The sequence below is a fragment of the Acidovorax sp. CCYZU-2555 genome (assembly GCF_018413525.1).
In the GTDB taxonomy this organism is placed as follows: domain Bacteria; phylum Pseudomonadota; class Gammaproteobacteria; order Burkholderiales; family Burkholderiaceae_C; genus Comamonas.
Map to the genome: position 1 here is coordinate 1 of NZ_JAHCDD010000022.1, position 22865 is coordinate 22865.

Sequence of the window (22865 nt, forward strand, 5' to 3'; positions counted from 1 at the left end):
CCAGGCCTTGGGTGCCGGTCAGACCCTGACCGAAACGCGTGAAGTGGTGACGGCCGACGGCACCAAGTCGAACGTGGTCATCACCATCAATGGCACCAATGACGTTCCCACCCTGGGCACGGGCGTTGCTGCCGTGACGGAAGACGTCAATGTGGTCGGCGGCAAGCTGTCGACTTCAGGCACGGTCACGATCAGCGATGTCGATGCCGGCGAAAGCAGCTTCAAGGCGGGTGCAGCGTTCACCAGCACCACGGGTGCGGCGCAGCTGGGCACGCTGGTGTTCAACACCGACGGCTCCTATAGCTACTCGGTGGACAACAGCAAGGTCCAGTACCTCAAGGCCGGTGAATCGGTGGTGGAGACCTATACCGTCACCAGCAAGGACAACTCGGCCACGACCACCATCAAGATCACCATCAATGGCACGAACGAAGCCCCGGTAGTGCAAGCCGTGACGGGTACGGCCCCTGAAGACAATACCGTGGCCATCGTGCTGCGCGGTACCGATGAAGACGGCACCGTGGCGAGCTTCCAGCTCACCAGCCTGGCGGCCAACGGAACGTTCTACAAGGATTCGGCAGGCACGCAGGCGCTGACCACGTCGGATGTGATCAATGCGACCAGCAATGGCGCGACGATCTACTTCAAGCCCACGGCCGACTGGAGCGGAACGACCACGTTCAACTACAACGCCAAGGACAATCTGGGCCAGGTATCCGCCAGCACGGCGACGGGCACCATCACCGTGACGCCGGTGGCCGATACGCCGGTGGTGAATGTCCAGGTGGGCAGCGGATCGACGCCGGTGACGACATCGATCACCGCCACCACCGTGGGCGCCGCGAATGCCGGTCATACCATCACGGCGAAGAATGCCGACGGCGGCAATGCCTCCGTCAGCGTCATCACTGGTACCAACCACGATGGCTTCGGTGTCGCGGGTGCGATCACCACCAACACGGCCGCCGCTTCGGAAGAACTGGCGGGCAACGGCACCAAATCCGAATCGCTGACCATTGCCTTCAATGTGCCGGTCACCAAGATCACGGTGCAGTTCGCCTGGCTGGCGAGCGGCGAGCAGGCGCGCTATGTGATGTATGACGAAGCCGGCAAAGTGATCAAGACGGCCACGGTGCAAGGTGTGACCGACACCGTCGATGAGCAGTTCTCGCTCACGGCCCCGGTCGGTACGACGATAGGAAAAATCGTGTTCGATGCTCCGCGCAACGGCGATGATTATCTGATCCACAAGGTGACGTATACGACGGCCTCCACCTATCCGCTGACCATCACCGCGGATCCGCGCGATGTCGATCATTCGGAAAATATCTCCAAGGTCATCGTGGACGTACCCAAAGGTGTGACGCTGTCCGCGGGCAAGCCTGTCGCGGGCAGTGATACCCAGTGGGAATTGCCGCTGGAAAGCAATGGCAGCTACTCGGTGAGTGTGAATGGCACGACCAAGGCGGTCACCATCACCGGCTTGAGCATGACCGTGCCCGAGAACGTCAGCGTGGGCGAGATCAAGGTGACTGCCACCGCCAAGGATGGCGAGAGCAGTACCGCGGATGCGACCTATAGCTACAAGGGACCGCTCGCGACCAATGACGTCAATACGGCGACATTGACTTCGGAAAACGTCACTCCGGCGAGCACTGCGACCTTGGCCACGTTTACCGGCAATAACGAGAGCAACCCATGGAGGTTCAGCAACAGCACCAGCACGTATGCGACCAAGACCAATGCGGCTTTCACGAACAACAGCGCGCTGAGCACTGATCAAGGCAAGTGGCTGGTCAGCACCGTCTCGGGCAACGGCCGTGTCGATGCCAACCGCAGCGACGACCAGGTTCTCGTACTGACCGACCGCAATGGACAGAGCGGTGGCGATGCGAAGCTGGTGACACCGACCTACAGCGTGACCACCGCGGGAACGACGCTGCAGTTCGAGGTGAAGAATGTCAATGGCCTGACCGGTGGCAACGCCGATAGCGCCACCTGGCAGCTCTTCAAGAGCACGAATGGCGGCACCAGTTGGTCTGCGGCCGAACAGGGTGGGGACATCACCGCAAAGGGCATCATCACCACTGGGGCGCTGGAAGCGAACACCGCTTACCGTATCGTCATGACGGTGCGTGAAGGCTATACGGATGCGGGGGACGCCAACAATGCCACCGTGAGCTTCGATAACTTCCAGGCCAATATTGCGGCCTCGGCCGAAATCAAGTGGAGCAGCTCGGCAATCAGCGGCTCGGTCACGTCCAATGACATGCTGGGCACGCAGGGCGAAACCTCGACGCTGTCGGTGTTCAACGGTACGTCCTGGGTCAATGCCGCTGCCGGTGGCACCACGGTCAGCGGCAGCTACGGCACCTTGGTGCTCAAGAGCGATGGTTCCTATACCTACACTCCGAAGGCCAGCGCCGAAGGTGCGGGCCAGGTCGAGCACTTCGCATACAAGCTGACCCAGGCCGATGGCGATACCGCGACGGCGAATCTCGACATCACCATCAATGCGACCGGTCCGGGCGCGACGAGCATGTCGTCCGCGCGCATGGCCATGTTCAGCATGGAGACCAGCGAGCATGAAGTCCACAGCACGACCGGCAACGACACGCTGCTGGGTACGGCTGAAGACGACCTGTTCGTCTGGCACCAGGGCGATGCCGGTACGGTCGGGCGTCCGGTCACCGATGTGGTGAAGAACTTCGGCACCTCGGGCAACGACAAGCTCGATCTGGCCGATCTGCTGCAAGGCGAAGAGGCCTCCAGCGATCTGAGCAAGTTCCTGCACCTCGAGACCCGCACCGAAGCCGATGGCAAGACCATCGATACGGTGATCAATGTCTCGACCGCGGGTACGCTGGATGCGGCAGGCAATGGCTTCAATCAGCAGATCCTGGTCGAGGGCGTGAACCTGACGGGCACCAGCCATGATCAGAACACCATGATCAAGGAGCTGATCGAGCAGGGCAAGCTGAAGATCGACCACAGCGGCAGCTGATGCAAAGCGCCACGCAGGGCTGGATGACAACCGCCCCGTGGCGCCGCGCAGGCGAAAGCGTTGCGCCCCAATGTCAATGGGATTGGTTACAGTAGTGCGCTATCCACGCTGCTGTTTCAGCATTTCCGCAGGCGTCCGGGCCGGAGAACGGCGGGCGCAGGCTTCTGACAGTGCCTTTCCATTGAGCCGTTTGCCTTGCCCTTCGCCGCCGCGCCCTTTGCGTCTATCGCGCAGGGCGTTGCTTGGCTATGGCGCGGCGGCCGTGGGGCTGTGCGCCTTGCGGTCCGCTTCGGATGCTATCGCGTTGGACTTCGACGCCGCGCGGCTGCAGACCAGCATGCAGTCGCGTTATGGCGCCAAAGGCGCGCAGGCGCTGCGCCAGTGGCTGGACATGCTGCAGCAGCAGGCCGGCAAGCCGCTGCAGCAGCAGTTGCCCGCGGTCAACCAGTTCTGGAACCGGGCCGTGGTGCAAACGGAAGACAGCGTGCTCTGGTCGCAGCCCGACTACTGGGCGACGCCCGTGGAAACGCTGGGCCGTGGCGCTGGCGACTGCGAGGACTATGTGATCGGCAAGTATTTCTCGCTGCTGCGTCTGGGCGTGGCCGAAGAGAATCTGCGCCTGATCTATGTCCGCGCGCGCATGGGCGGAGTGGGCAGCACGCAGAGCGTGGCGCACATGGTGTTGGGCCATTACACGACGCCGACGGCCGAGCCGCTGGTACTGGACAGCATGCTGGACCCCATCCTGCCGTCGAGCCAGCGCCGTGATCTGACGCCTGTGTTCAGCTTCAATGCCCAGGGCGTGTACGTGGCCGGAGCGCAGCCGTCGCCGGTGGAACGCATCACGCGCTGGAGCGATCTGCTGGCGCGCATGCGGCAGGAAGGATTTTTGCCATGAATCACATGGTGCACGCACAGGCCGATGCATGGCCAGGCACAGAGAGGGCCGCAAGATGTCTTTGTTGAAACAACTTTTGATCAGCGTGACCGTGGCGATCGCGGCCATTCTGATCGGCACGCTGGCCTTCAGCATCGAAGCCGCGCGCGAATATCTCGACGGGCAGCTGCAGTCCGAAGGCGAGAACGCGGCATCGTCGCTGGCCTTGTCGCTGTCGCAACCCGCCAATCAGGACCCCGTCACGCGCGAGCTGCTGATGATGGCCTTGTTCGACAGCGGGCAGTTCAAGCTGATACGCCTGAAGTCGCCGCAAGGGCAGACCCTGTTCGAACGCACACGAGGAGGCCAGGCGCGTGAAGAGAGCAAACCGGCGCGCGAGCGCGTTCCTCAATGGTTTGCCGCGGCCTTGCCGCTGCACCAGGCCACGGCCGAGCGCGCCATCAGCGACGGCTGGACTCAGGTGGGCCAGCTCACGCTCGAAGTCGATGACAGCTATGCGCGCGAGGCGCTGTGGGGCAGCAGTGTGCGCACGGCCACGCTGGTGGTGGGCGCCGGCCTGGCCTGGGCGCTGTTCGTGGTGCTGTTGCTGCAGTGGTTTCGCAAGGTGCTGCAGCGCGAGATCGCGAGCCAGGTGCGCGCGATCGATGGCGGCAGCGGTGCGCAGCCCGCCGCCCCCCGCCCTGACCGGTCGTTCGCTGCCGAGCTTATGCCCGTGGTGCGCGCGATTGCCGATACGCGCGAGCGCGTGCAGGCCACATCGATGGAGCAGATCGCGCGCATCGAATCGCTGGAGCTCGAAGTCAACTGCGACCCCGGCACGCAATTGCCCAATCGCAAGTATTTCGTCAATGAACTGCGCCGCGCGCTCAGCGGTGACGCCGGCCGGGTGGCGCACGGCTATGTGATGCTGTTTCGCCAATGGGATCTGGTGGCGCTCAATGCCCAGATGTCGCGCGCCAGCGCCGATGCCTGGCTGGCTTCGGTGGTCGAACATGTGGGCCAGGTGCTCAAGGACCATGCCGAAGCCGGGCCGCAATTGGCGCGGCTCAATGGGTCTGACTTCGTGGTGCTGATGCCCGCGCTGGCCGGGCCGCAGGCGATGTCGCTGGTGCAGCAGATCCGCCAGGTGCTGCTGTCGATGCGCGTACGGCTCGCGGGCGGGCAGTGGTGCCGCTGGAGTTTTGCGCTGACCGATTACTCGCCGTCGAGTTCGGTCACCGGCGTGCTGTCGCGCCTCGACTACGGGCTGATGCGCGCCGAAAGTTCGGGCCAGGCAGAAGTCGAATACGTGGCCTATGGCGATGAGGAAGTGGTCTCGAACATGGCGGGCGAAACGCTGTGGCGGCAGATGCTGATCACGGCACTCGAAGCCCAGGGCATGTTGTCGCTGGCCGTGCAGCCGTTGGCTCTGAACGGTACGGAACGCACGCTGATGCGCAATGAAGCCTCGCTGACGCTGAATGCGGCATCGGGCGAGACCATGATGGGCTCGCTCTTTTTGCCGGTGGCCGTGCGCCTGGGGCTGTCGGCCGACTTCGATCTGCGCGCCGTGGCGCTGGGCCTGTCCTGGCTGGAACAGCAGGCGGATGCCGAACTGGTGGTGCGCATCTCTTTGCCTTCGCTGGCCCAGCCCGATTTCCTGGCGCGTCTGCGCGAAGTGCTGCAGACCGCGCCGCGCCTGCAGCGACTGTGCCTGGAACTCGACGCGCATGGCCTGGTCGCCTATCCGCAGGAAGTCGCCGAGTTCTGCAATGCGATGGCGCTGGCCGGTGCGGGCGTGGGCCTGCGCCGCCTCGACCAGCAACCCATGGCGCTGCCGCATCTGCACACGCTCGCGCTGCGCTATGTGAAGCTGGGTGGCGATTTCGCCGAGCAATCCTGGCAAAGCCCGGGCGCGCTGCATCTGCTGCAGGCCATGCTGCAGACCGCGGCCACGCTGGGCATTCAGGTGGTGGTGACCGACTCCGTGAACGGCGAGACCTTGCGCATGCTGCACGCGCACGATGTGCTGATGCCCGCAATTTGAGCGCAAAGCCAAAAAAGTGCGGAGTTTCCTCGGAGCCCCAATTTATGCTGCTATACTTGCGGCTTCAACGACAGGCGCGTAGCTCAGCTGGTTAGAGCACCACCTTGACATGGTGGGGGTCGTTGGTTCGAGTCCAATCGCGCCTACCAAATAACCATTGGTAAAAAGCCTTCTAGATCAACGGTCTAGAAGGCTTTTTCTTTTGTGTTTTCGTTGTCTGGGGGCTGGAGTTATCACGAATCTTTTATGTTTGCGTGAGGACTTCGGGAGGTCGTCTCTATAAGCTGGGAAGGTCCCATCCACAAAGGCCACCCATGACCACCCGACGCCACCTTTTGCTTGGCACGGCCGCCGCCGCTGCTCTTTCGGCCGGTCTGTTCCAGCGCCGCGCCACGGCCGCGGGCGCCGCGCAAGTCTTCGAAGTCAGCTACACCGATGCGCAGTGGCGCGCGCGGCTCAGCCCGCAGCAGTATGCGGTGCTGCGCCAGGAAGACACGGAGCGACCGGGCAGCAGCCCGCTCGATAAGGAGCATCGCGCGGGCATCTTTGCCTGCGCCGGCTGTGCCTTGCCGCTGTTCGCATCGACCACCAAGTTTGATAGCGGAACGGGCTGGCCCAGCTTCTGGAAGCCCTTGGACAATGCCGTTGCCACACGCAGTGACAGGAGCTTCGGCGCAGTGCGCACCGAGGTGCACTGCAGGCGCTGTGGCGGGCATCTGGGCCATGTCTTCGACGACGGACCGCGCCCTACGGGACTGCGCTATTGCATGAATGGTGTGTCGCTGGCCTTCATGCCCAAGCCGGCCTGAGCCGCCGACAACCATCTGAACCGGTGCCGCCGCTTTCACGGCCTGTTGCGATCTGCGCAGCCGGGGTGCGCGGGCCATGCGCAGTCCCGTTGTGGTCAGTGTGTTCAAGTTGAACTGCGGCCCGACTCAGCAACAGTCAGCGGCGCGGCGCCTGATCGAGAACGCGTGCAAAGCTGTTGATGGTGCCGTCGTACTTGATCTTCACGCCATCCAGGAAAAAGCTGGGCGTTCCCTTGATGTCGAAATCGTTGTAAGCCTGATCGGTCAGGCGCTGCAGCGCCCGCTGGTGGTCCGAATTCTTCATGGCGCGGTCGTAGGCCGCGCGGTCCACGCCCGATTGCGCGGCCACTTCGCGCAGCAATTTTTCCCTGTCCTTGGCGGCCATGATCTCGCTGCGTTTCTCCCGAAAGCGCGCGAGCGTCGCATCCCTGCGCATCAGGCCGCCGGCATCGGCGATCAGCAGGATTGCGCCATCGACGGCATTGTTCATGGTCGGGCGCACCGAAACCCTGAGTCGGCCGCTGTCGACGTAGCGCGATTTGATCAGCGGCAGCACCTGCTCCTCGAAGCGAATGCAGGGCGGGCAGGTGGGCGAGCTGTAGACAATCAGCGTGGACGGCGCATTGCTGGCACCGATGAAGCGATCGGGAATGCCGTCGGGCTGCATCAGCGAAGCCGCGCATGCCGTGCCTGCAAGGCCCATGCACAGGGCGATGAAAAGAAGAATTCTGGTCTTCATGTATTGGAAACAGCCCGGAGTTCCAGCCTCCGTTGTTTCGAAAATGGCCGGTATTCAAAGCTTGATGGGATTAAGAGCTGGTGGCCTCGCCGGTGGCTTGGCGCGTGCGCAGTGGCGGATGCTAGGACGCTCTTGCGCTTGCAGCCATCGGGGGCAACCCGTGGTTTCTTGCGGGTTTCAACTCCGTCAGGCGCCGGGCTGATCGCTCTCTGAGAGCAGCAGCGCGCCGGCGATCAACGCCTGCATGCCGCGCGTGAATTCCACTTCCATCTCGGCTTCTTCGAGGGCCCGGTCCGCATCGACCACGGGCTCCTGCGCCGCCACCGAATACACCGTGTCGGCGGCCGCAAAGCAATGGAATGCCACCGTTGCCAGCAGCCACTGCGCGCGCTCCTGCGCAATGCCGTAGGCCTGCGCGATGTGGCGCTGGTGCGATTGGATCTTCTCGATGACCGCTTCGGATGCCGCCATGCGGCGCAGCATGTAGGGCGTCACGCCCGGATGCGCCTTGACGAATTCCTGTATCGAGGCACTGAACACCGTCAGGTATGCCCCCAGCGCCTCAGGCTCGTTGCCCAGGGCCTGGGGAATCTTCCAGCGGCGGATGATTTCGTCGGCTACCAGCTGCTTGAGCGCTTCCAGGCTGGCCACATGCTTGTACAGCGCCATGTGGCTCACGCCCAGCGCGCAGGCCACGCCGACAAAAGTGATGTTGCGCAGTCCCAGCGCGATGCCCGCATCGGCGATGCGCGCATGGGTGATGGAGGGCGGGCGGCCGCGGCCGCGCGCGGGGGGGAGGGATGTTGTTTCCATGTTCATTTCAGTGGGGCAGGACTACAGCATCTTAATTAGTTTAGTATGATGCAACTAATTCCGATTCTCAATTACGTACCGTGTCTTCGTCGCTTCTTCATTGGCCGCCATTCTGCGCGGTAACGGGGTTCTCCGACCCTTGCATGTCCGTGTCGAACGCGGCGCCGGCGTTCCCATGAGTACGCGCAAGTCCAAGGAACCCGGACCGATTGCCCGGGTGCTGCTGCCGATTCGCGGCCGGCTCATTGTCGCGGCGCTGCTGTCGGCGCTGGGCGCGGTGCTCACGCTGGTGCCGCTGGCCGCCATGGCGCATATTGCCGGCCTGGCGCTGGGCGCGGGCGGCGCGCTGCCCGACACGCTCTGGTCCATCGTCGCTATCAGCATTGCCTGTTTGCTCGCGGGAATGGCTTCCATCTCGGCGGCCGAACTGGTCGCGCATCTGGCCGACAACCAGCTGACCCACCAGTTGCGCCTCACGGCCGCGCAGCGCCTGTCTCAAGTGCCGCTGGGCTGGTTCACGGGCCGGGCCTCGGGCGAAGTCAAGCAGGCGATGCAGGACGACATAGGCACGCTGCACGAACTGACCGCGCATTTCTTCACCACGGCGGGGCGCGCCGCGGGCGCGGTGCTGGCCTGCGCGCTCTATCTGTTGGCCATGGACTGGCGTCTGGCCATCGTCGCGCTGCTGCCGTTTCCCGCGTTCTTCGCGTTCTTCGGCCGTGCCGTGAAGCGCAGCGCGGCCAACATGGGAGAACTTGCGACGGCCATGGGCCGCATCAACAATACCGTGGTCGAGTTCACGGGCGGCATGCCCGTGCTCAAGGCGTTCGGCGCGGCCGGCAAGGCGCATGGCGCCTACCGCGAGGCCGTCGATTCCTTTGCGCGCGTGTTCACCGATTTCACGCGCCCGCTGGTCGGCTCCATGGCCAATGCCAACGCGATGATCGCGCCCGTGGCGGTGCTGGGCGTGGTGCTGGTTGCCGGCACGCTGTTCGTTGCGCAAGGCTGGATGGCACCTGTGGACCTGCTGCCGTTTGTGCTGGTCGCGCCTGGCATGTCGGCGCCGTTGCTGCTGCTGCACTACCTGACGCATGACCTGAACGCCGCCACCGGCGCCGCGCAGCGCGTGCATGCGTTGCTGCAGACGCCGGTGCTGGCCCGGCCCGCGCCCGCGCAATGCCAGATTCCGGCCGGCGCCGAGGTGCGCTTCGAACAGGTCGGTTATGCCTATGACGGCCAGGACAATGTGCTCCGCGACATCAGTTTCACGTTGCGCCCCGGCACGGTGACCGCGGTGGTCGGCGCCTCGGGCTCGGGCAAGTCGACGTTGGCGCGGCTGCTGCTGCGCTTCTTCGATCCCACGCAGGGGCGCATCACGCTGGGCGGCGCCGATCTGCGCCAGATGGACAGCGCCGCGCTGTACCAGCGCGTGGGTTTTGTGCTGCAGGAAGTGCGGCTGATACATGCAAGTGTGCGCGAGAACATCGCGCTGGGCCGGCCTTCGGCCAGCCAGCGCGAGATCGAGGAAGCGGCGCGCGCGGCCAATATCCATGAGCGCATTCTGAGGCTGCCGCGCGGCTATGAATCGGTCGTGGGCGAGGACGCGCAGCTGTCGGGCGGCGAACGCCAGCGCGTGAGCATTGCGCGCGCGCTGCTGCTCGATGCGCCCGTGCTGGTGCTCGACGAAGCCACGGCCGCGGCCGATGCCGAAAGCGAGCTGGCGATGCAGGAAGCGCTGTCGCGCATGGCCCGGGGCCGCAGCCTGCTGGTGATCGCGCACCGGCTCGACACCATCGCCCATGCCGATCACATCATCGTGTTCGAAGCCGGGCGCATCGCCGAGCAGGGCAGCCATGCCGAACTGCTGGCATGGGGCGGCCGCTATGCGCGGCTATGGGCCCTGGGCGGCTATGCGCCATCGGAAGAAGAAGCGGGTGCCGCATGCTGAAGACGTTCATCGAACTGCTGGGCGACGACGCGCGCGTGCTGCGCCGTTATGGCGGGCTGGCCGTGTCCTATGGCCTGGTCAGCGGGCTGACCATCGTCACGCTGGTACCCATTCTTTCGCGCCTGCTGGCCGGTGACGCGCGTGGCGCGGCGCCGTGGTTGGTGCTGCTGATCGCCGGCATGGTCGTGTGCTGGGCCTGGCGCCGCCAGGTCGAAAAAGCCGGCGTGGCCGTGGGCGTGGCCATTCTCGGCAGTGCGCGCCAGCGCGTGGGCGACCATGTCGCGCACCTTCCCGTGGGCTGGTTCACGCCGGCGAAAACGGCGCGGCTGTCCCATGTGCTCACGCAGGGAATGATGGCCCTGGCCCAACTGCCCGCGCATGTGCTCACGCCCGTGATCAGCGGCGCCGTGGTGCCGCTGGTGATCGTCGTGGCGCTGTTCGTGCTGCACTGGCCGCTGGGGCTGATCGCGCTGATCGCGCTGCCCTTGCTCGCGGCCATGTCGCTGGCCGCGGCGCGGCTGGGGCGGCATGCCGAGCAGGCGTATCACCGGCATTTCGCGCAGACCAGCCAGCGCCTGGTCGAGTTCGCCCAGGCGCAGTCGGTGCTGCGCGCCTTCAACGGCGAAGGCGGCGGCACGCGGCTGCTGGAGCAGGCCATGGCGCAGCAGCGCCAGGCGGGCGCGCGGCTGATCTATCTGTCCACGGCATCGGCCGTGCTCAATGCCTGGACGGTACAGGCGATCTTCGCTGCGCTGCTGGTGGCAGCCATGCTGTGGCTGCAGGCCGCGCCCGACATGGCGACGGCGATAGCGGCCGTCGTGGCGCTGCTGCTGGTCAACCGTTTCATCGATCCGTTGCTCGACGTGGCGGGCTACGGCGAAGTGCTGCGCGGCGTGCGCGGCCAGCTGGGCGCGGTGCGCGAAATCCTAGCGGCTGAGCCCCTGCCCGAGCCCGCACAGTCACAGGCTGCGCGCGATGCGTCGGTGGAGCTGCGCGATGTCGGCTTCCGCTACTGTGCGGGCGAGGCCGCAGTGCTGCAGGACGTGAGCCTGCGCATAGCGCCGTGGAGCATGACGGCGCTGATCGGCGCCTCGGGTTCGGGCAAGACCACGCTGGCGCGGCTGATCGCGCGCTTCTTCGATGTGCAGCAGGGCAGTGTGCGGGTGGGCGGTGTCGATGTGCGCGACATGTCCGGCGAACAGCTGGCCGCGCAGATCAGCCAGATCTTCCAGGACAGCGATCTGTTCGCGGGCAGCATTGCCGACAACATCCGCATGGGCCGGCCCGGCGCCAGCCAGGCCGAAGTGCTGCAGGCCGCGCACCAGGCGGGCGTGGCCGAGATCATCGCGCGCCTGCCGCAGGGCATCGACACGCCGGTGGGCGAGGGCGGGGTGCGGCTGTCGGGCGGCGAGCGCCAGCGCGTGGCGATTGCGCGCGCGCTGATCAAGCGTGCGCCCATTTTGCTGGTCGACGAAGCCACGGCCGCGCTCGATGCCGAGAACCAGGCGGTGATCGCCCAGGCGCTGGCGCGGCTGCGCGGCCAGTGCACGCTGATCGTGATCGCCCACCAGCTGTCGACCGTGGCCATGGCCGACCATATCGTGGTGCTCGATGGCGGCCGGGTCTGCGAGCAGGGAACGCCCGCGCAGCTGGCGGCCGCGGGCGGGCGCTATGCGCAGTTTCTCGCCCAGCGCCGCGCCGCCAAGGGCTGGCGCCTGGCGCCGGCGCGCGGCTGACTTCACGGATTGCCACCATGCCGCTCATGCGTTCCGGCCTGTTGCCGCTGTTTGCCCTGCTGTGCGCCGCTTCGCTGCTGGTCGGCGCGCGGCAGGTCGCGTGGGTCGACATCCTGTCCCTTTCCGACGATGCCTGGCTCACGCTGACCGCGAGCCGCCTGCCGCGCCTCGCGGCGCTGGTGCTCACGGGCGTGGGCCTGGCGGTCTGCGGCGTGGTGCTGCAGCAGATCCTGCGCAACAAGTTCGTGGAGCCGGCCACCACGGGCGGGCTCGATGCCGCCAAGCTGGGCATCCTGGTCGCGCTGACGGCCGCGCCCGCCGCGGGCACCACGGTGCGCATGCTGTTCGCACTGGCGTTCTGCCTGGCCGCGAGCCTGCTGTTCGTCGCCATCATTCGCCGCGTGCGCGCGCGCAGCACGGTGCTGGTGCCGGTCATAGGCCTGATGTACGGCGGCGTGCTCAGCGCCATCGCCGAGTTCTACGCCTACCAGCACAACATCCTGCAAAGCATGCAGGGCTGGCTGCTGGGCGACTTCTCGCGCATCGTGCAGGGCAACTACGAAATTCTCTGGCTGGTGCTGCCCATCGTCGCGCTGACCTATGCCTACGCCCACCGCTTCACCGTGCTGGGCATGGGCGAAGGCATGGCCACAAGCCTGGGGCTCAACTACCGCGCCACGGTGCTGCTGGGCCTGCTGCTGGTCGCGGTCACGGTGTCGGTCACGGTGATCACGGCCGGCGCGATTCCTTTCGTCGGGCTGGTGATTCCCAATCTGGTGGCGCTGCGCCATGGCGATCACATGGGCCGCACGCTGCCCGTGGTGGCGCTGGGCGGCGCCTCGCTGCTGCTGGCCTGCGACATCCTGGGGCGCCTCGTGGCCCATCCGTACGAAGTGCCCATAGGACTGACCGCAGGCGGCGTGGGCGGACTGCTGTTTCTGGTGCTCATCGTCTGGAGACGGCGATGACGCGCACAAGCCTCTGGGCCGGCGCGGCTTTGGGTGCGCTCGCGCTGACGTACCTGTTGCTGTTTTCGGGCATGGACTTCGACTATGTGATCCCGAAGCGGCTGGTGCGCCTGGGCGCGATGCTGATCGGCGGCGTCTGCATCGCCTGGTCGGCCATCACGTTCCAGACGCTCACCAACAACCGCATTCTCACGCCGGCCGTCATGGGCTACGAGGCGGTCTATCTGCTGGCGCAGTCGCTGCTGGTGCTGCTGCTGGGAACGCAAAGCCTGGTGCTGCTGGGCGCGGGCGGCAACTTCGCGCTGTCGGTGGCGCTGATGCTGGCCTATTCGTGGGTGCTGCACCGCTGGCTGTTCAACGACGGCCACAGCAATGTGTATTCGCTGCTGCTCGTGGGCCTGGTGCTGACGCTGGTGATGGGCACGTTCACGCAGTTCGTGCAGTTTCGCACCAGCCCGGGCGAGTTCTCCATGCTGCTGGGCTTTACCCAGGCCTCGTTCAACCGCGCCCAGCCCGGGCAGCTGCTGTATGCGGGCGCCATCGTGGCCCTGGTCTGCGCCGTGGGGTACAGGACCCTGCCCACGCTCGATGTGTTGGCGCTGGGGCGCGAGAGCGCGATTTCGCTGGGCGTCGATTACCGGCGTGCCGTGCGGCTGCAGCTGGTGCTGGTTTCGACACTGGTCGCGGTCTCGACCAGCCTGCTCGGGCCCACGGCGTTCATGGGCATCTTCGTCGCCAACATGGCCTATGCGCTGGCGCGCAGCATTCGCCACCGCGCGACGCTGCCCATGGGCTGCGCGATCGCCGTCGCCATCTTCATCGCGGCCCAGCTCGCGGTCGAGCATGTCTTCAATTACCGCACCACGGTGGGCATTCTCGTCAACCTGGTGTGCGGCGCGTACTTCCTCGCGCTGGTCGTGCGCAACCGGGGCGTGCAATGACATTTTTCATCCAGGCATTTCCAATCTTCAGGAGAAAACCCATGCGATTCACTTTCCGCAGCGCCGCCTTGCTGCTGGCCGGCATGACCGCGTTCGCGGCCGGCGCGCAGACGCCCAAGGCGGCTGCCTTTGCCCCCGTGACGGTGCAACACCAGTTGGGCAAGACCGTGGTCGCCAAGTCGCCGCAGCGCGTCGCGGCGCTGGACATGAACGAAGTCGACTTTCTCGACCAGCTGGGCGTGGCCGTGATCGGCATGCCCAAGGACTTCATTCCGCACTTCCTCGCCAAGTACCAGAACGCGCCGCGCGTGCAGGACCTGGGCTCCATCGTGCAGCCGAATGTGGAAAGAGTGCATGCAGCACGCCCTGATCTGATATTGATCACCTCGCTGCAGGCCGGCCAGTACAAGGAGCTGTCGCAGATCGCGCCGACCATACAGTTCGACGTCGACTACCGCAACAGCGCCACGCGCCACATCGAAGTCATCAAGGACCATCTGCTGACGCTGGGCCAGTTGTTCGGCAAGCAGGATCTCGCGCGCGCCAAGGCCGCGGAGCTCGACGCGAAGGTGCAGCAGGCGCGCCAGGCGACCAAGGACCGCCCCGAGAAAGCGCTTATCGTGCTGCACAACAACGGCGCCTTCAGTTCGTTCGGCCCGCAGTCGCGCTACGGTTTTGTCTTCAGCGCGCTGGGCGTCAAGCCCGCGGGCCCGGCCGCCGACACCGGTCTGCACGGCCAGCCGGTGTCCAGCGAATTCATTCAGCAGGCCGATCCCGACATCATCTATGTAGTCGATCGCACGGCGGTGATGGAACGCCGCGCCGCGCTCAACGCCCAGAGCCTGAGCAACCCGCTGCTGCGCCAGACCAAGGCCTGGAAGAACGGCCGCGTGGTGTTTGTCGATGCCCAGGCCTGGTATGTGACCGCGGCCAGCCCGACTTCGGTGAGCATCGTGATCGATGACGTTCTCAAGGGTTACAAGCCCTGACCCCATTTCCGGCCCTGAGCAGGGCCTGACTCCCTGACGCACCCGGGTGCAGACGCGGCCATTGCTTTGTCTGTCAACGGTAGTACGTCTCATTTCACTCCAACCTTATCAAGCGAGCACAAGATGTCCCGCAGCCGCCGCATGCCCCATTCCAAACAACCCCGCGCATTCCTCCTGCGCCAGACCGCCGCCGCCGCGCTGGCGCTGACCGCCATCAGCGCGCTGGCGCAGTCCCAATCGAGCGAACCCGCGGCCACGCTGCCCACGGTGACCGTGTCGGGCCAGCCGGGCGCAGCGACCGCGCCCTATGCGGGCGGCCAGGTGTCTTCGGGCGGCCGCGTGGGCCTGCTGGGCGACAAGGACTTCATGGAGACGCCGTTTTCCACCATCAGCTACACCGAGAAATACGTGGCCGACCGCCAGGCCAAGGACATCACGGAAGTGATCGCCGCCACCGATCCTTCGGTGTTCAGCAACGGCGTTTCGGGCGCCTGGAGCGAGAACTACTCGATACGCGGCTTTGCTTCCAGCACCAACGACATGACTTTCGGCGGTCTGGCCGGCATGGCGCCGTACTACCGCACCTCGCCCGAAATGTTCGAGCGCGTCGAAGTGCTCAAGGGCCCGTCGGCGCTGCTTAACGGCATGCCGCCGGGCGGCTCGGTGGGCGGGGCGATCAACCTGGTGCCCAAGCGCGCGGGCGACACGCCGCTCACGCGCTTCACCGCCACCTACCTGTCTGACTCGCAGTTCGGCGGCCATGTCGATATCGGCCGGCGCTTTGGCGAGCAAAAGGAATTCGGTGTGCGCTTCAACGGCGTCTACCGCGATGGCGCGGGCCCGGTCGACAACCAGGACAAGAAGCTGCAGATGGGCGCGCTGGGCCTCGACTGGCGTTCGGCGCGCGCGCGCCTATCGGCCGATTTCTACAGCGCCGACGACCACATCAACGGCCAGACGCGCGGCGTGAGCCTGGCGCCGGGCGTCGCCATTCCCCGGCCGCCCAGCGGCAATACGCTGATCAACCCCGACTGGGCCTATGTCGACAGCAAGGACAAGGGCGCGATCCTGCGCGGCGAGATCGATCTCACCGACCAGATCACCGCTTACGGCGCGTTCGGCAGTGCGAAGACCAACTACCAGTACAACGGAGCGATCTCGGCCCAGGTGCTCAACGCCGCGGGCGACTACCGCACGACCATGGGCCAGCTGGCTTTCGATGTCGACAAGAAGTCGGCCGAAGTGGGCCTCAAGGGCCGGCTGCAGACCGCGGGCATCAAGCACCAGTGGGCCTTGAACGCCACACGCTACGAACATGAGCAGCGCGACTATGGCCGCCGCACGGTGCCCGGCGCCGACTGGACCACCAATCTCTACAACCCGGTCTGGGGCGCGGCGCCCGCGTTCATCGCGCCGCCGGTCTCGCACACCGCGCTGGCGCTGACCAGCATAGGTCTGGTCGACACCATGTCGTTCGCCCAGGACCGCGTGCAGCTCACGCTGGGCCTGCGTCGCCAGCAGGTCAAGAGCGACACCTACAGCACCGTGACAGGACTGCTGGGCACACGCTATGACCAGGGCGAGACCACGCCCGCGGCCGCGCTGCTGGTCAAGGCCAGCGAGCGCGTGGCGCTTTACGCCAACTACATCGAAGGCCTGAGCCAGGGGCAGAGCGCGCCCCTCACCGCGGCGAATGCGGGCGATATCTTCCCGCCCTACAAGACCAAGCAGAAGGAAGTGGGCGTCAAGGTCGACATGGGCGACTTCGCGCATACCTTTGCCCTTTACCAGATCGAAAAGCCCAGCAGCTATACCGACCCGGTCACCAACGTCTTCTCGTTCGGCGGCGAGCAGCGCAACCGCGGCCTGGAATGGAGCTTCTTTGGCGCTGCGACGCGCAGTCTGCGCCTGATGGGCGGCGTGGCCTATGTCGACCCCAAGGTCACGCGCACCACGGTCGCCAATGCCCAGGGCAAGATGGCCACGGGCGTGGCCAAGCTCCAGGGCAAGCTGGGCGTCGAATGGGATGTGCCCGGCGCCGCGGGCCTCACGCTCACGGGCAATGCGACCGCGGTCTCCAAGCAGTACATCAGCGCCGACAACGGCCTGTGGGTCGGCGGCCGCACCACCTATGACCTGGGCGCGCGCTATGCAACGAAGATCTCGAACCGTCCCGTGACCTTGCGCGCAGGCATCGCCAATGTGACCAACAAGGCCTATTGGGGCATGCCGCTGCTGTCGAGCCTGGCGCTGGGCGCGCCGCGCACGTTCCAGCTGTCGGTGAGCGTGGATCTTTGAGGGGGCGGGGCAAACGAGCCGAGGTCTCGCAAGGCGTTCAAAAGAAACAGCGGGCTTCAAAATCCCCGTTCGCCCTGAGCCTGTCGAAGGGTGAACGGCCTGCGCTCAAGGCATGAGGACGGGCCGTTCATGGTTCGACAGGCTCACCACGAACGGGTCACTGTTTTACCGCCGTTTGCCAAAATCGACCGCCTTCTAAGTCATTGATTTATTTGACAATAAAAGCTGTTTCTTGAAAGCTTGCCGAAGTGCCGAAGTGCCGAAGTGCCGAAGTGCCGAAGTGCCGAAGTGCCGAAGTGCCGAAGTGCCGAAGAACCGGCCCATCAGCCCCTGGGCCGCTTGCCTCAGAAGTCGTAGCGCATGCTGACGTTCACGCTGCGCGGTGCACCCCAGGTGTACTGCACGCGGCCGAAATCGCGCATGCCTGCGAAGTAGCTCTTGTCGAACGCATTGCGCACGTTGAGGTTCAGGCTCAGGTGGGTGTTGAAGCGATAGCGCGCCATCAGATCGACGACCCAGAACGAGGGTTGAACCAGCGGGCCGGCCGTGGTCTTGCTTTGCCAGCGCGTGGACGCACCCACGGTCAGGCCGCTCAAGGCGCCGGCGAGCTGGTAGGTGCTGCCCAGCTTGAACTGGTTCTTCGGCAGATAGGTGTAGTTGTTCAGGTTGCTGCTGTTTTGCACATAGCTGCCCTGGGCCTGCCAGCCGCGCGCGATCTCGCCCGACAGTTCGAGCTCGTAGCCGCGCTTGGTGACGCCCGAGGCCGAGCGATAGATGGCCGTGCCGTCGGGCATTTCGTTGCCGGTTTCCTCGGCCACGTTGTCGGTCTTCATCCAGAAGTAGGACAGGCTCGCGTTGAGGCGCTTGTCGAAGAACTCGCCCTTGGCGCCGATCTCGCGCGTCTGGCCTTCTTCCGGGTCGAGCACGCGGCCGCTCGCATCGATGGCGCTTTGCGGTTTGAAGACGCTCGCATAGCTGCCGTAGAGCGAGACGTTCGGGTGCACGTCGACCACCAGGCCCGCGTAGGGCGTGAGCACGCCGCTTTTCTTGATGTCGTAGTTCGACCAGGCGTAGGGCGTGACGTCGTATTGCCGGTAGTTGGTGAGGCGCGCACCCGCAATCAGTTTGACCGGATCGGCCAGACTAAACTTCCCCGCGGCATAGACCGAGTTGCGGCGCGAGCTGAAGGTACTGTGGTTGTCCATCGGATAGTCGAGCAGATCTTCGGGGCGCGCGATGCCGCCGCCGCCGGCCGCATAGTCGAGGCCGAGGTTGGTGAACCGATCTGCGCCCGAGTACGCGTCCGAGCGGGTACGCGCGGTGTCGAAGCCGAACATCAGTTCATGGGTGCGGCCGAACAGCTGCACCGGGCCGTGCAGATCGAGGGCCAGGCCGCGATTGGTGTTGGTGCTGTCGCGCGTATAGCCCAGGTCCACCGCCTGGGGCATCGCCATGAACAGGATGCCCGTGGTTTCGAGCGGCACCGTCGTCTTCTCGGTACTCGCGCGCAGGCTGGCTTTCCAGCCGTTGCCGAAGCTATGTTCGAGGCTGGCATTCAACGCATTCGTGTCCTGATCGTAGCCCGACCAGGGTGCGCCCAGGTTGTAGGAGCGCGGCTGCAGTCCCAGGTACTGGCCGTTGGCCGCATAGGCCTGGATCATCGCGGTGCTGCTCGCACCGTAGTACTCGCGGTGGCGGTGGGTGAAGCCCAGGTTCAGCAGTGTGTCCGGGCTCAGGTCCACATCGACCGTGCCATAGAGTGTCTGGTTGCTGCGCTTGGCGTGATCGCGAAAATCCTTTCCGTCGGCTGCCGCGGCCACGATGCGACCGCGGATGCTGCCGCTGTCATTGAGCGCGCCGCCCAGGTCCACATCGGCGCGGTAGCTGTCCCAGCTGCCTATGCCTGCGCCCACGCTGGCCTTGAACTCCTGTGTCGGGCGCTTGCGGATCATGTTGACCGTGCCGCCATACTTGCCGTCGCCGCTGACCAGTCCCGACGAGCCCTTGAGCACTTCGATGCGGTCGATTTCGACCATGTCGTCCATGGTGTAGAAGGTCTGGGTGTTGGCGTACCAGCCCGATGCCAGCTGGCGCAGGCCATCGACCTGCAGGTTGACGGCGTTGCCGCGCACCATGATGTTGTTGCCGTCGCCCTGGCGATCGATCGTCACGCCAGGCGTCTGCTCCATGACATCGGTCAGCGTCTCGAGCTTGAAATCATCCATGCGCTGGCGCGTCATCACGCTGACCGATTGCGGCGTCTCGCGCAGCGTGAGGTTCAGGCCGGTCGCGCTGCGCGACGGGCCGGTCTGGGTGTAGCTGCCCGTGCCTTCGGTCGTGCCGTCACGGTGGGCCTGGGCTTTCACCGTCACGGTGTCCAGCTGTACCGCGCGAATCAGATAAGTGCCCGGTATCGATTGCACGAATTCAAGCCCGCTGCCGCGCAGCAACTGGCGCAGACCGTCCGAGAGTTCGAACTGGCCGCGCACCGCGGGCGCCTGCTTGCCCGCGAGCAGCGCGCCATCGGCGGCAATCGTCACGCCCGCGCTGCGCGCCAGCGACTTGAGCGCATCGCCCAGCGGCTGGGCCGGCAGATCGATGGCCAGCGGCGCGGCCCAGGCAGCGGCCCAGGCGGATGCGCACAACAGGGACAGGGTGGCTTTGCGCAGGGGACGGCCCGCGCGGGAAAACTTCGACATGAAAAGTGGCTCCTGAGAGGTCATTGCTCGTCCCACGGACAAGCCTTGGTGTATGACGCGTATGCCCCCCCAATCCCTGAGTTCGAAAGCGAAATAAATTTCCTCAGCGCGCCGAAAGCACGATTTCGCTGCCGGCGCGCTGCACGCGCACCGCGCCCAGATGCGGCAGCGCGCGCAGGAAATCATCGACCTGGCGCAGCTGCACCGCGGCCGTGATGCGCGGCGCGACCTGGCCCGCGGCGGGCAGGGCGCGTATCGCCAGCGGGTGGTAGCGCGACAGCGTGGCGGCGATTTCCTCCAGCGTCGCCAGCTCGAACACGACGAGGCCGCGCTCTATCGCAAACGCGTCTTCGGCGCGCAGGCCCGCGAGGCGCTGCGGCGTGCTGCCGGGCGCGGCCGCGTCGTACCATGCGCCCACCTGGCCGGCGCGCAGCTCCAGCGGCGCCTGCAGGTTGTCGCGCGACGCGAGCCGCACCACGCCTTCCTGCACGCTCACGCGCACGCTGCCCGGCAGGCGATCGACCGAGAACACCGTGCCCACCACCGTGATGCGCGCGCCCGCGCAATCGACGATGAAAGGCCGCGCGGGATCGGGCGCCACATTGAACAGCGCCTGGCCTTGCGCCAGCCGCACGGCGCGTTGCGCACTATCGAAGGCGACTTCAATGGAAGTCGATCCGCCCAGTCGCAGAGCGCTACCATCGGGCAAGGCCACAGGATCGAACTGGCCTATCGCCGTCGCGCGCGCCAGCGTGAAACGGGCCGCATCGGCCGCGCGCCAATGCGCGCGCAGCAGCCAGGCCATGCAGCCCAAGCCCGCCAGGCCCAGCAGCCCGCGCGTGACATGGCGGCGCTGGCGTCGGCGTTGTGCCGTGGCCGCCGAGGCCAGTGCCTGGGCGCGGTCGGTGGCGCCGAAGTCCTGCCACAAGGTGTCGAAGCCCGCGTACTCGCGCGCATGGTCGGGGTGGGCGTTGAGCCAGGCGTCGAACGCCAGGCGTTCGCCTTGCGGCAAAGGGGCGGTGCGCATGCGCAGAAACCAGCGTGCGGCGTCTTCGCGCACGGTCGCGTTGGCGGCCATGTTCAGCCGCCGATCTGCTCGCGCAGCGCACGCAGATCGACCAGCGCCCGGATCAGGTGGCGCTCCACGGCATTGAGCGTGATGCCCAGCTGGCGCGCGATCTCGGGCTGGGTCAGGCCTTCGATGCGGCACAGCCAGAACACTTCGCGGCAGCGCGGCGGCAGGCTGTTGATCGTGGTCTGCACGGCGTTGAGCCGCTGCTGCAGGTCGAGCAGGAACTCGGCCGAAGGCGCGGTCAGCCGCATCACGTCGGCGCCTTCGTTTTGCAACTGCAGCGGATCCTGCGGCAGCGCGCACCAGCGCCTGGCCTCGTTCGCATGGTCGGCCAGCACGGAATGCACCACGCGCCGCAGATAGGCATGCGGGCTGTTCAAGCCTTCATGCCGGCCGCTGAGCGCATAGCGCAAAAAGGCATCGTGCAGCACGTCCTGCGCCCGGTGCACGCAGCGCGTGCTGCGCCAGATGGTGGGCAGCAATGCATGGTAGGCCCAGCCAAGGTCCAGGCCTAGCCATACGGGGGAGGCGTTTGGTGTCACGGAAGCGGAAGGTTTATCGGAATGAGATGGATTCTCAATGCCGATTATCCATCGAATCCCTGAAGCCTTGGGCAGAGCGCGCGCGAAGCTGCAGCCATCGCGCAACGGTATGTGCCGCGGCCTTGATCCCGATCAGACCCTGAGGCAAGGCCGCGCCCGACAATCCTGTCGATGCGTTGCTGGAGATGCCGCCCATGAAACCGCTGATCATTCCTTCCGAGCCGACACCGCCCGCGCGCGGCTTTGCGCTCTGGGCGCTGGGCTTTCGCCCGTTCTATCTGCTGGCCAGCGTGTTTGCCGCGCTGTCGGTGCCGCTGTGGGCGCTGCAGTTCAGCGGGCATCTGCCGTTTGCCTATGTCGACGGCCCGTTCTGGCATGCGCATGAAATGCTGTTCGGCTTCGCGCTGGCGGTCATTGTCGGTTTCCTGTTCACCGCGGGGCGCAACTGGTCGGGCCACGCCACGCCGACAGGCGCCTTGCTGGCCGCATTGGCGCTGCTGTGGCTCGCGGCGCGCGTGCTGCTGCTGACGCGCTGGCAGATTGCGGCCGCCGTGGCGAATGTCGCTTTTGCGCTGGCCGCGGCGCTGGGCCTGGCCCTGCCGTTCTGGCGGGCGCGCAACAAGCGAAACTATTTCTTTGTCGGCCTGTTGCTGCTGTTCGCGGCCTGCTGCGCCTGGGTGCACGCGCAGCGGCTGGGCTGGACTGCGTCGAACGCCTGGGGCGGGCTGCAACTCGGGCTCAACATGCTGCTGTTCATCATGGTGGTGATCGCGGGCCGCGTGCTGCCCATGTTCACCAACAATGCCGCGCCGGGCGCACGGGCCACGCGCCGTGGCTGGCTGGAGAAGCTGAGTCTGGGCCTGGTGCTGACGCTGCTTGTCGCCGACCTGGCGGGCGCGGGCGGACCGCTGTCGATTGCGCTGGCGCTGCTCGCGGCCGCGGCGCATGGCCTGCGCTGGTGGCTGTGGCAGCCCTGGAAGACGCTGCGCCAGCCGCTGCTGTGGGTGCTGCATCTGGCCTATCTGTGGATTCCCGTGCATTTGCTGCTGCGCGCGCTCGCGGCGCTTGAATGGGTGCCGCTGTCGGCGAGCATCCACGCGCTGACCGTGGGCGCGGCCGGCGGCCTGATCATCGGCATGATCACGCGCACTGCGCTGGGCCACACGGGCCGGCCGCTGCGCGCGGGCCGCGGCGAAACCGCCTGCTATCTGCTGATCGCGGCCGCGGCGCTGGTGCGCGTGCTGCTGCCGCTGTCGCTGCCCGCGCTCACGCTGCAGGCGATGGTGTGGTCATCGCTGCTGTGGGCGCTGGGGTTTGGGCTCTATGCCGTGCTGTATTGGCCCGTGCTGACCCGGCCGCGCATTGACGGGCAGCCGGGGTGAG

Annotated in this window: 16 protein-coding genes and 1 tRNA gene; 12 read left to right on the top strand and 5 right to left on the bottom strand. The window is 65.9% G+C overall.

Annotated elements, in window-relative coordinates; all coding sequences use genetic code 11:
• The 5 genes from KHY18_RS09935 to msrB form a co-directional block, all read left to right on the top strand.
• The coding region (locus KHY18_RS09935) for a VCBS domain-containing protein (protein WP_213298754.1) at positions 1-3004 on the top strand (3004 nt) is incomplete at its 5' end.
• A gap of 304 nt (positions 3005-3308) precedes the next feature.
• Positions 3309-3902, top strand: a complete 594-nt coding sequence (locus KHY18_RS09940) for a transglutaminase-like cysteine peptidase (RefSeq protein WP_249729026.1) — start codon at positions 3309-3311, stop codon at positions 3900-3902.
• 55 nt (positions 3903-3957) lie between these two features.
• Positions 3958-5928 carry a bifunctional diguanylate cyclase/phosphodiesterase gene (locus KHY18_RS09945; RefSeq protein WP_213298756.1) on the top strand — a complete coding sequence of 657 codons (1971 nt, stop codon included), beginning with the start codon at positions 3958-3960 and terminating at the stop codon, positions 5926-5928.
• Between the two features lie 72 nt (positions 5929-6000).
• A tRNA-Val gene (locus tag KHY18_RS09950) sits at positions 6001-6077 on the top strand.
• Positions 6078-6242: 165 nt separating this feature from the next.
• Positions 6243-6737 (top strand): peptide-methionine (R)-S-oxide reductase MsrB, encoded by a 495-nt coding sequence (msrB, locus tag KHY18_RS09955; RefSeq protein ID WP_213298759.1) that lies wholly within the window; start codon positions 6243-6245, stop codon positions 6735-6737.
• Between the two features lie 136 nt (positions 6738-6873).
• On the opposite strand, the gene KHY18_RS09960 is transcribed toward msrB, so the two are convergent.
• Entirely contained in the window at positions 6874-7476 is a 603-nt protein-coding gene (locus tag KHY18_RS09960) for a thioredoxin domain-containing protein (protein WP_213298762.1), read from the bottom strand.
• A gap of 186 nt (positions 7477-7662) precedes the next feature.
• Positions 7663-8289 carry a TetR/AcrR family transcriptional regulator gene (locus tag KHY18_RS09965; RefSeq protein ID WP_213298765.1) on the bottom strand — a complete coding sequence of 209 codons (627 nt, stop codon included), beginning with the start codon at positions 8287-8289 and terminating at the stop codon, positions 7663-7665.
• Between the two features lie 175 nt (positions 8290-8464).
• On the opposite strand from KHY18_RS09965, the gene KHY18_RS09970 reads away from it, so the two are divergent.
• From KHY18_RS09970 to KHY18_RS09995, 6 genes are all read left to right on the top strand, one after another.
• Entirely contained in the window at positions 8465-10237 is a 1773-nt protein-coding gene (locus KHY18_RS09970; RefSeq protein WP_213298768.1) for an ABC transporter ATP-binding protein, read from the top strand.
• Complete coding sequence (locus KHY18_RS09975) at positions 10231-11973, top strand: ABC transporter ATP-binding protein (RefSeq protein ID WP_213298773.1); 1743 nt, start codon at positions 10231-10233, stop codon at positions 11971-11973. The genes KHY18_RS09970 and KHY18_RS09975 overlap by 7 nt, the downstream gene beginning before the upstream one ends.
• 26 nt (positions 11974-11999) lie before the next feature.
• Positions 12000-12941 carry an ABC transporter permease gene (locus tag KHY18_RS09980; protein ID WP_213298915.1) on the top strand — a complete coding sequence of 314 codons (942 nt, stop codon included), beginning with the start codon at positions 12000-12002 and terminating at the stop codon, positions 12939-12941.
• Entirely contained in the window at positions 12938-13882 is a 945-nt protein-coding gene (locus KHY18_RS09985) for an iron chelate uptake ABC transporter family permease subunit (RefSeq protein ID WP_213298776.1), read from the top strand. The genes KHY18_RS09980 and KHY18_RS09985 overlap by 4 nt, the downstream gene beginning before the upstream one ends.
• Before the next feature lie 41 nt (positions 13883-13923).
• Positions 13924-14871, top strand: a complete 948-nt coding sequence (locus KHY18_RS09990) for a siderophore ABC transporter substrate-binding protein (protein WP_213298778.1) — start codon at positions 13924-13926, stop codon at positions 14869-14871.
• 123 nt (positions 14872-14994) lie between these two features.
• On the top strand, positions 14995-17169 hold the full coding sequence (locus KHY18_RS09995) for a TonB-dependent receptor (protein WP_213298782.1): 2175 nt from the start codon (positions 14995-14997) through the stop codon (positions 17167-17169).
• Positions 17170-17513: 344 nt separating this feature from the next.
• On the opposite strand, the gene KHY18_RS10000 is transcribed toward KHY18_RS09995, so the two are convergent.
• The 3 genes from KHY18_RS10000 to KHY18_RS10010 form a co-directional block, all read right to left on the bottom strand.
• Positions 17514-19868 carry a TonB-dependent siderophore receptor gene (locus KHY18_RS10000; RefSeq protein WP_213298785.1) on the bottom strand — a complete coding sequence of 785 codons (2355 nt, stop codon included), beginning with the start codon at positions 19866-19868 and terminating at the stop codon, positions 17514-17516.
• A gap of 103 nt (positions 19869-19971) precedes the next feature.
• Positions 19972-20946 carry a FecR family protein gene (locus KHY18_RS10005; RefSeq protein ID WP_213298788.1) on the bottom strand — a complete coding sequence of 325 codons (975 nt, stop codon included), beginning with the start codon at positions 20944-20946 and terminating at the stop codon, positions 19972-19974.
• A gap of 2 nt (positions 20947-20948) precedes the next feature.
• The gene (locus tag KHY18_RS10010) at positions 20949-21482 is read right to left on the bottom strand and encodes an RNA polymerase sigma factor (RefSeq protein WP_213298791.1); all 534 of its coding nucleotides are present in this window, start codon (positions 21480-21482) and stop codon (positions 20949-20951) included.
• A 194-nt stretch (positions 21483-21676) separates the two neighbouring features.
• On the opposite strand from KHY18_RS10010, the gene KHY18_RS10015 reads away from it, so the two are divergent.
• The gene (locus KHY18_RS10015; RefSeq protein ID WP_213298794.1) at positions 21677-22864 is read left to right on the top strand and encodes an NnrS family protein; all 1188 of its coding nucleotides are present in this window, start codon (positions 21677-21679) and stop codon (positions 22862-22864) included.
• The last annotated feature ends 1 nt before the right edge of the window (position 22865 follow it).